This is a genomic window from Acetobacter papayae JCM 25143 (assembly GCF_000613285.1).
Lineage (GTDB): Bacteria > Pseudomonadota > Alphaproteobacteria > Acetobacterales > Acetobacteraceae > Acetobacter > Acetobacter papayae.
In genome coordinates this window covers 1-9,566 of the sequence record NZ_BAIN01000080.1, presented here as the reverse complement: position 1 = coordinate 9,566, position 9,566 = coordinate 1, and the positions used below count along the sequence as shown (strand labels likewise).

The 9,566-nt window shown below is 62.0% G+C and carries 5 protein-coding genes, 4 pseudogenes and 1 riboswitch; of the genes and pseudogenes, 6 read left to right on the top strand and 3 right to left on the bottom strand.

All coding sequences use genetic code 11. From position 1 onward, the window contains the following. From JCM25143_RS13260 to gcvP, 6 genes and pseudogenes are all read left to right on the top strand, one after another. Positions 1-800, top strand: a pseudogene (locus tag JCM25143_RS13260) (hypothetical protein); the annotation flags it as partial. 122 nt (positions 801-922) lie between these two features. Then, on the top strand, positions 923-1,393 hold the full coding sequence (speD, locus tag JCM25143_RS13255; protein ID WP_025861559.1) for an adenosylmethionine decarboxylase: 471 nt from the start codon (positions 923-925) through the stop codon (positions 1,391-1,393). A gap of 173 nt (positions 1,394-1,566) precedes the next feature. Continuing rightward, entirely contained in the window at positions 1,567-2,436 is an 870-nt protein-coding gene (gene speE, locus JCM25143_RS13250; protein WP_025861558.1) for a polyamine aminopropyltransferase, read from the top strand. Positions 2,437-2,491: 55 nt separating this feature from the next. Beyond that, positions 2,492-2,581: riboswitch (glycine riboswitch) on the top strand. 156 nt (positions 2,582-2,737) lie between these two features. Further along, positions 2,738-3,883, top strand: a complete 1,146-nt coding sequence (gene gcvT / locus JCM25143_RS13245) for a glycine cleavage system aminomethyltransferase GcvT (protein ID WP_025861557.1) — start codon at positions 2,738-2,740, stop codon at positions 3,881-3,883. 67 nt (positions 3,884-3,950) lie between these two features. Further along, positions 3,951-4,315 (top strand): annotated as a pseudogene (gcvH, locus tag JCM25143_RS19670) (glycine cleavage system protein GcvH). A gap of 51 nt (positions 4,316-4,366) precedes the next feature. Then, positions 4,367-7,290, top strand: a pseudogene (gene gcvP, locus JCM25143_RS19665) (aminomethyl-transferring glycine dehydrogenase). A 190-nt stretch (positions 7,291-7,480) separates the two neighbouring features. Here gcvP and JCM25143_RS19660 read toward each other — a convergent pair. The 3 genes and pseudogenes from JCM25143_RS19660 to JCM25143_RS13220 all read right to left on the bottom strand — a co-directional run. Next, positions 7,481-8,175: pseudogene (locus tag JCM25143_RS19660) on the bottom strand (CHAP domain-containing protein). A 487-nt stretch (positions 8,176-8,662) separates the two neighbouring features. Beyond that, entirely contained in the window at positions 8,663-9,013 is a 351-nt protein-coding gene (locus JCM25143_RS13225; RefSeq protein WP_025861555.1) for a RidA family protein, read from the bottom strand. Positions 9,014-9,242: 229 nt separating this feature from the next. Next, positions 9,243-9,566 (bottom strand): nucleotidyltransferase family protein (locus tag JCM25143_RS13220; RefSeq protein WP_025861553.1); only part of this gene is annotated, 324 nt, incomplete at its 5' end.

Here is a 9,566-nt window from a genome sequence, read left to right as displayed (position 1 = left end):
GGGCGGCGGCCTCGGTTTTGTCCGGCTTGGAGCCGGGAGAGGCCACCCCGCGCGACAGGCTGCGCGATGTCTGGCGGCAGGTGCTCTATACGCTGGTGTTCGGCAGCGTGCCGCAGGAGGCTGGCGAGCAGACGGCCCCGCCCGAGCATGTCGGTTTTGCACCGGGGGCGGATGCGCTGGCATGGGTGGCTACATCCATACACTGGCTCGACTATGACGCCGCCACCGCCAAACTGCTGGCCGGGTATGGTGCGGCGCTGGTGCGAGCGGGCAGGGCCACACAGGCGGTGCCGGTTCTGGCGCAGGCGGAGTTTTTGTCCATTACCCCCGCCATGCGGGCCGACCGGGCGGAGCTTCTGGCCCGCACTGCTTTTGCGGCCGGGCAGCAGGGGATAGCCGCGCAGGCTCTGGAGCGTGCAGCGCTCTCGGGTTTTTCCTTTGGTATGCCAGCAGATTTTCCGGCTGATCTGCCCGCCCGCCTGCGTTATGACAACGCCCTGTTGGCGCTGGCCGGAGGGCATGAGGCGCAGGCTCTGAAGCTGCTGGCCACCGACGAATCGGATGACGGGTTGCGCCTGCGCGGGCAGGTGTACGAGCAGCAGCGGCAATGGGCGCAGGCTGTTCTGGTTCTGGGGCGTCTGGCCAGCCGCGCTTTGCCCGCCGAAGGCGCGCTCACGCCTGATCAGGTCGCACTGGCCCGTCGCCTTGCGCAGGATGCGGCGGCTGCGGGCGATACGGATACACTGTCGCGCTTGCGGGCGTGGGTTGGTACGCGCGCACCCTTACCTGCGGGGTTGTGAAAAAACGGTTACAGACCTGATTTAATGCTTGCAATGCGGGGTATAACCGCCTAGTTAGCGCGCTCTTGGCCCAAGGGGGCAATTTTTGCCCAACAGGCTGTCTACTGGTTTGGGGGTACGTCATGAACGCACTTGCTCAACTGGGGATGGTCTCGGAACACCCGAGCAATAACCAGACATTTTCCGCTCCCGTCTCGTCTGATGACGAAGAGCGCAAAGACTACTTCGTCGAAAAAAACGGCGAGAAGTTCGCAGGCACACACCTGCTTGTTGATCTGTGGGGTGCCACAAATCTGGATGATCCCGCAAAGATCGACCAGACCCTGTGCGAAGCCGCAGTAACGGCAGGGGCTACGATCCTGCACAGTCACTTCCATCATTTCACGCCCAATGGTGGCGTGTCGGGTGTTGTTGTGCTGGCGGAAAGCCACATTTCCATTCACACATGGCCCGAGCGCAATTTTGCCGCCGTGGATATTTTCATGTGTGGCGCATGCGACCCGCATCTTGCTGTGCCGGTCATGCAGCGGCTGTTCCAGGCCAAGCGTCTGGAAGTCAATGAAGAACGCCGCGGCCGCGTGGTGAAAAAATAAGTCTGGCGGATGCCTGACACCGGCAGGCCATGCCCTACCCACCCCCAGAGGGTGTCGGGGGTATGGCCTGCCGGTTTTTTTTGTTTATTTTCTGTCTGTTTTTCTGACGGGCACTGAACCCTCAACGCGCACAGGCGCAGGGGGTGGCCGTCATGCAACCGGATGAGGCGCACATGACTGAAACATGGATTGAGGAAACCCTGTACGACAACTGGGGCCAGCGGTTTCGTGTCGTACGTGAACTGGCGCGGGTGCGCAGTCCGTTTCAGGACATCGTTGTTTTTGAAAGCGATTCTCACGGTCGGGTGCTGCTGCTCGATGGCGTGGTGCAGATTACCGAGCGCGATGAGTTCGTTTATCAGGAAATGCTCACCCACGTGCCGCTGTTCAGCCACCCTGACCCGCGCCGGGTGCTGATTATCGGTGCGGGCGATGGCGGCGTGCTGCGCCGCGTGCTCGAACATCCCGGCGTGGAAAAAGCCGTGATGGTGGAAATTGACGGTGCGGTTATCGAACTGTCCAAGGAGCACCTGCCCTCCATCGCACAGGACGCCTGGACCAACCCGCGGGCCGAAGTGATCGTGGGTGACGGTATCGACTACGTGGCCCGTGCGCCCGATGCCGCGTTCGATGTCATTATTGTCGACAGCACGGACCCGATCGGGGTGGGTGAAGTCCTGTTCACCGATTCTTTCTACGAGCAGTGCGCGCGCGTGCTCAGCGCTCAGGGGCTGATCGTCAACCAGTGCGGTGTGCCGTTCATGCAGGCGGATGAGCTGTATGAAACCAGCCTGCGCCGGGCGAAGTTTTTCCCGCATGTGTCAGCCTATGTCGCGGCGGTGCCGACCTATGTGGGCGGGTTCATGACACTGGGTATTGCCTCCAAGGTCAGCCTTGCCGGGCAGGATGTGCAGAGCGTGCGCACGCGGGCGCAGGCCGCCGGTCTGGAGGGTAAAACCCAGTACTGGACACCCGAGATTCATGTCGGTTCCTTTAACCTGCCGCCGTATATCGCCAAGCACCTTCCCGCAGGAAAAGCCTGAGTCTAACGGCCTTGCGGGGCGTGATTGACTTGTCGTTAAAATGATGTCACCAATCACGCCGCGCAGAGGGAGAGCCCAGCTTCGAGCTGGCGCCGAAGGAGCAACCGCCCCGGAAACTCTCAGGCAAAAGGACCCTGCGCATTAAAACTTCTGGAGAGAGACGCCCTTGAGGCGTCCGCCGACGGGATAGCGATCTCAGGCACAAGGCACAGAAGGGGCAACGGACGGTTTACGGTCCAGGCCCCTTCGCACCCCGCGTAAGGAAGGCATGGCCTTTTTGTAACGCGCAAGGGCAGTGTGCATGAGTTCCGAATCACTTCTCCATACCCCTCTTTTTTCCCTGCATACGGATCTCGGTGCCCGCATGGTGCCGTTCGCGGGCTATGCCATGCCTCTGCAATATGCCGAGGGCATTATGGCCGAGCACCGGCATACCCGCACGCAGGCAGGGCTGTTCGATGTCTCGCATATGGGGCAAGTGCGCGTGCGTGCGCGCTCCGGCGCGGTGCGCGATGCAGCTCTGGCGCTGGAGCAGCTTGTGCCGGCCGATATCGCGGGGCTGGCCTCCGGGCGGCAGCGTTATACGCAGTTTACCAATGAGCGGGGCGGTATTCTGGATGACCTGATGGTCACCCGGCTGGAGAACGAACTGCTGATTGTTATCAATGCCGCGTGCAAGGCAGGGGATATTGCCCATATGCGCGCGCATCTGTCTGAAAGCTGCACGCTGGACGTGCTGGAAGACCGCGCGCTTCTCGCTCTGCAAGGCCCGCTGGCCGGACAGGTGCTGGCAGCGCTGGCCCCCGCCGTGCAGGACATGCTGTTTATGGATGTGCGGGCACTCGATATTGCCGGTGCCGCCTGCGTGGTGTCGCGTTCCGGCTATACGGGCGAAGACGGGTTTGAAATTTCCGTTCCCGCTGCGCAGGCCGAGGCACTGGCCCGCACCCTGCTGGCGCAGCCCGGCGTGGCCCCTATCGGGCTTGGTGCGCGTGACAGCCTGCGGCTTGAAGCCGGGCTGTGCCTCTATGGCGCGGATATTGATGAAACAACCACCCCTGTTGAAGCCGCGCTGGAATGGTCGATCCAGAAAAGCCGCCGGGCCGGTGGCGCGCGCGCAGGCGGTTTCCCCGGTGCGGAGATCATTCTGGCTCAGTTGAGCGAAGGCACCATCCGCCGTCGCGTAGGCTTGCTGCCCGAAGGCCGCGCTCCCGTGCGTGGTGGAGCCGGTCTGTTTGCCGATGCAACGTTGGCCAGCCCGGTGGGTTCTGTGACCTCGGGCGGGTTCGGCCCCACGGTCGATGCGCCGGTGGCCATGGGCTATGTCAGCACCGCTCTGGCCCAGCCGGGGCAGGCTGTGGCCGCCGAACTGCGTGGCCGTGCCGTGGCCTGCACGGTGCAGGCGCTGCCGTTCGTGCCCGCCGGTTTCAGGCGTGTGGCCGCCTAAGGCTCCGACCTGCCGTTTTTTTCAGTTTTTCATGGCACCCAGCCGGGTGCCTCTCAGGAGAAATCAGATGAGCCTTTATTTTACCAAAGAACATGAGTGGCTGCGTGTTGAGGGTGATAGCGCCGTTGTGGGTATTACCCGCCATGCTGCCAGCGAGCTGGGTGAGCTGGTCTTTGCCGAAGCCCGTCCGGCAGGCACCGTCGTCAAGGCAGGCGAGACGGCTGCCGTGGTCGAATCCGTTAAGGCGGCCTCAGACATTTACGCCCCGGTTGATGGCGAAGTGCTCGATGGCAACCCCGCCGTGGCGGACGATGCTCCTGCATCAGTAACGACCCCGAAGGCGAAGGCTGGATTTTCCGCTTCCGCCTGAGCGCGCCAGAGCAGCTTGCCGGGCTGATGGACGCAGCCGCCTATACGGCGTTCCTCGGCTAGGCTCTGGCCTGACACTCCGTTTCCGCTTTCCAGCCCGTTCAGGATACTCCCATGCTTTCAGGTGATTTTACATCGGATAACAGGCCGTTCGGGCCGGATCAGGCACTACCTGCCTTTGCCGGACTGGCCGAGCCCGATGGTGCGTTTCATGCGCGCCATATCGGCCCCGCCAGCCATGATGTGGAAACCATGCTGCGGAGCGTGGGAGCGGATTCGCTCGAAGCACTGGCCGCGCAGACCCTGCCGGGCGATATTCGTCTCGGCGGGGCCATGGGCATTGGGCCGGGCTGGAGCGAAGTTGAGGTGCTGGCCCGCCTGCGTGCCATTGCCGCGCGCAATACGGTCATGACATCGCTGATCGGGCAGGGCTATTACGGAACGGTTCTGCCTGCGGTTATCCAGCGCAACGTGCTGGAAAATCCCGCATGGTACACGGCCTATACGCCCTACCAGCCCGAAATCAGCCAGGGCCGTCTTGAAGCCCTGCTGAATTTCCAGACCATGGTCACCGAGCTGACCGGGCTTGATATTGCCAATGCCTCTTTGCTGGATGAGGCAACGGCGGCGGCCGAAGCCATGGCGCTGGCTCATCGTGTGGCCAAAAACCGCACCACCACGTTTTTTGTGGATGAAGACTGCCACCCCCAGACCATCGCGGTGCTGAAAACCCGCGCCGAGCCCATGGGCTTTTCGGTTGTTGTAGGCAATATTGCCCGCGACCTGCGCGCGGCCGAGGTGTTTGGGGCACTGGTGCAGTATCCCGGCTCGTCCGGTCAGGTGGCTGACCCGGCAGCAGTTATTGCCGCCCTGCATGAGGCCGGGGCCATTGCCGTTATGGCAGCGGACCCGTTGGCCCTGACAGTGCTGGCCTCGCCGGGTGATCTGGGGGCGGATATCGCCATTGGCTCCACCCAGCGTTTTGGCGTGCCCATGGGGTATGGTGGGCCGCACGCGGCCTATATGGCGGTGCGCGATGCGTATAAGCGCAGCATGCCGGGGCGTCTGGTTGGCGTGTCGGTGGATAGTGCGGGCCAGCCTGCCTACCGTCTGGCGCTGCAAACGCGCGAGCAGCATATCCGGCGCGAAAAAGCGACCTCCAACATCTGCACCGCACAGGTTCTGCTGGCGGTTCTGGCCGGGCTTTATGCCACATATCATGGGCCGGAAGGGCTGCGCGCCATTGCACGGCGCGTGCACGGGCTGACCGTTACACTGGCGGCGGGCCTGCGCGCGCTGGGGGTTACGGTGGTGCATGAGGCGTTTTTCGATACGCTGAGCATCGAAGCGGGTGAGGACGCGGCCAGCCTGCTGGAGCGCGCACGCACGCTGGGGCTGAACCTGCGCGATGCGGGGCGTGGCCGTCTGGGTATCAGCCTTGATGAAACCACAACCCCTGAAACCGTGCGGGCCGTATGGTCAGTTTTCTGTGCGGATGAGGCGCGCGTACAGGCTCTGGCAGCAGAGCTTGCGGCCCCGGCCAGTGCCCTGCCGAGCCATCTGGTGCGGCAGTCGGCTTTCATGAAGCAGGCCATTTTCAACACCCTGCGTTCCGAAACCGATATGCTGCGCTACCTGCGCCGCCTGTCGGACAAGGACCTTGCGCTTGATCGCACCATGATCCCGCTGGGTTCGTGCACCATGAAGCTGAACGCTACGGTGGAAATGCTGCCGATTACATGGCCCGGTTTTTCCAGCCTGCACCCGTATGCTCCGGCGGATCAGGCTACGGGCTACCGTATTCTGCTGGCGGATCTGGAACGCTGGCTGTGCCAGATCAGCGGATATGATGCTGTGTCCTTCCAGCCCAATTCGGGCGCGCAGGGTGAATATGCGGGGCTGCTGGCCATTCGCGCCTATCATCATGCGCGGGGCGAAGCGGGGCGGACGGTCTGCCTCATTCCGGCTTCGGCCCATGGTACCAACCCGGCCTCGGCCCAGATGGCGGGCATGAAGGTGGTGGTGGTGCGCTGCGATGCGCAGGGCAATATCGACCTAGCCGACATGCGCGAAAAAGTGCAGGCCCACGCGGCTGAACTGGCTGCCGTCATGATTACCTACCCCTCCACCCACGGCGTGTTTGAAGAAAACATGCGCCTTGTATGCGATCTGGTGCATGAAGCGGGCGGGCAGGTTTATGTCGATGGCGCGAACATGAATGCGCAGGTCGGGCTGGCCCGTCCGGGTGATTACGGCGGCGATGTCAGCCATTTCAACCTGCACAAAACCTTCTGCATTCCGCATGGCGGCGGTGGGCCGGGCATGGGGCCGATTGGCGTGCGTGCGCATCTTGCGCCCTACCTGCCGGGCAACCCGCAGGAAGCCGATGCCGATATGGTGGTGAGTGCTGCTCCGTTTGGTTCGGCCTCCATCCTGCCGATTTCATGGGCTTATATCCGCCTGATGGGCGATGCGGGGCTGACCCGTGCCACGCAGGTTGCCATTCTGAACGCCAATTACATTGCAACCCGTCTGGGCGATGCCTATCCGGTGCTGTATCGCGGCGCGCAGGGGCGTGTGGCGCATGAATGTATTCTCGACCTGCGCCCCATCAAGGATATGACGGGCGTTACCGTGGATGACATTGCCAAGCGGTTGGTGGATTTTGGCTTCCATGCGCCTACGGTCAGCTTTCCGGTTGCGGGCACGCTGATGGTGGAGCCCACGGAATCTGAAAACATGGCCGAGCTTGATCGTTTCTGCGATGCCATGCTGGCAATCCGTGAGGAAGTGCGCGCGATCGAACGGGGTGATGTGGCGGTAGAGCAGTCCGTGCTGCGCCATGCCCCCCATACCGGCGAGGCGCTGACGGTCAGCGAATGGGCGCATCCCTATACCCGCCAGCAGGCGTGTTTTCCCCCCGGTGTGCGGCGGATTCCAAATACTGGCCGCCTGTGGGCCGTATCGACAATGCCTATGGTGACCGTAACCTCATCTGCTCCTGCCCGGATATGAGCGTGTGGGCTGAACAGGGCTGAAAAGCCCTGCGTTTTCCCGCCTTTCCTACTGGTTTGTTGCCAGCAGGGCGGGCGGGGTAGCCCACCCGCCTTGCACAGGTGCTGAGGATTGATGGATATAATAAAAAAGCCTGCCTCTTTTTTATAAAGAGGCAGGCTTTTTGCTGTTTCGTGCTTCAGGCGGGCTGTGGAGCAGCCGGGGCGGCTGGCTTCAGGGAGCCTGCGCAACCTGCGTGGTCGCACCCGCTGTTTTCTTTGCCCATGCCGTCATGACAGCATCACGCTGGCTCTGCGGTGTGGTGCTGGCAATCTGTGCTGCAGGGGCAGCACCCGGTGAACGGGGATAGATAAAGCCGTAAGTGGGGTAGATCGACCGTAGGTGCCGCTGTTTTTGTTCAGGGCAACCCGCACGGCCGACCAGTCATTATTGGCGGAAACGTCAATAACTGACACGTTGTGGCTGACACCCGCCTGCGCCCAGTGAGACTGGTCGATAACAATGGTGCGGCTGTCCACCACATTGCGCACAACGGCCACATGGCCCAGCGGCATACGGCGCGTGCCACGGAAGTTCAGAACACTACCGGCTTCAGGAGCCTGACCGCGCTCATACACACCGGCGGCATTGTGCCACCAGTCACGGGCATTGCCACGCAGCATGACATCGGAAGCGGATTTGGCGTAGGCCACGCACTGGATCACATGCCCACCACCATGGTGGCGGCTGGCCACATGGTGGATACCGTGATGCGCGCCCGCATTGCCATGGCTGGCGGATGTGACGGCATGATGGGTGGGGGCCTTGTGGGTGGCTGCCTTGGCAACGCCAGAAACGGACAGGACAGCAGAACAGAACGACAAAACAGCCAGTTTCAGTTTCAGGGTCTTTGGCTGGCCATTCCGCATGGGTTCCACCTTAGATTTTCCGTGCGCTGCTAAGTGCGTCTGTTCACAAGATAGTTCCACCTATAAGGGCTGACGCAGATCAGGCAAGCTCTCATTGCGTAGCAAAAACGCAAAAAATGCACTTTGATATTTCAACCCCCTTAAAAATATAAAAATAGGATTATATTCCTATCTTCCGTCACAAATCTGTCTAAATCTGTTTTATTTTGCCCTCTCAAGAGAACAAATCCTTCACGAATGATGAAAAAACTGCATAGCCCCCAAGGGGTGGGGATTCGGAGGAACTGTGGCGCTGATACAACGCATCGGGTGTTCGGTGCGTTTTTGCCACACTTCGTCGGCGTGAAGGTGGGGGGTGTGAGGGGTACAAAAAACGGGGCAGGTAAACCCTGCCCCGCAACCGGCCACACAGGGGCCGGGCCTGATCATTGCGGCAGGGCAACCCGTCTCAGCCGGGCTGCCCTGCCGCCAATAGCCGATCAGGTGCTTATTTGGTGGTGACCAGCATGATTTCGACCAGCATGCGCGGGTCGGCCAGAATGCCCTGCACACAGGCGCGCGCCGGAGCGCCACCTTCGGGCAGCCATGCGCTCCACAGCTTGTTCAGGATTTCACGGTCGTTGATGTCTTTCAGCCAGATCTGGGCCTGCAGCAGACGGGTGTTGTCGGTGCCGTGCTGTTCCAGCAGGGCGTCGATCTGTTCCAGCACGTCCTTGGTCTGGCCTTCCATGTCCAGATCGAGGTTCCGGGCCACCACGCCCTGCGTGTAGACAAAACCATGATATTCCACCGCGGCGGACAGGATGGGGTTCGGGTTGGTGCGGAGAATCTTGCTCATATCGGGAAACTCTTTCCTGCAAAAAAAGAACCGCCATCCCTCGCTACCCTGTCTGGGGGTGGCTGGTGTCTGGCGGGCCGGTGTCTGGGGGCGTGCCGCCCGGCCCTGCGCCGGGGGGACTGGCCCTGCCGTAGTTTTTGGCCCGCCAGCGCGTGCGGTCAACTGCCTGAATCCCGCTATGGGTTAAAAAGACGGTGCAACCCGGCCCCTGTTCCCTGAGAGCGCGGTTTTATGTCTGTGGGGGTGTGGGGTCTGCCGCAGGCATACGGGCAAAATCCGACAGGCGCTCGGGGGTGTCGAAATCTTCCAGCATGGTGGCGGGGGTGGGCACCAGCCGCACGGCGGAGCCGAGATCGCGCAGGATGGTTCGGCCCCCCTGATCGCCCTGCACCGTCAGCAGCCTGTCATAGCACTGAGCACTCCATAGCACGGGGTTGCCGGGCTGGCCGTGCCGGTCGGGCGCGACAGCGGGGGCATGGGTGGTGCGCTGCGTGTTCAGCAGCGTGTCCAGCAAAGCGGGGCTGACTAGCGGCATGTCCGCCAGACACACCAG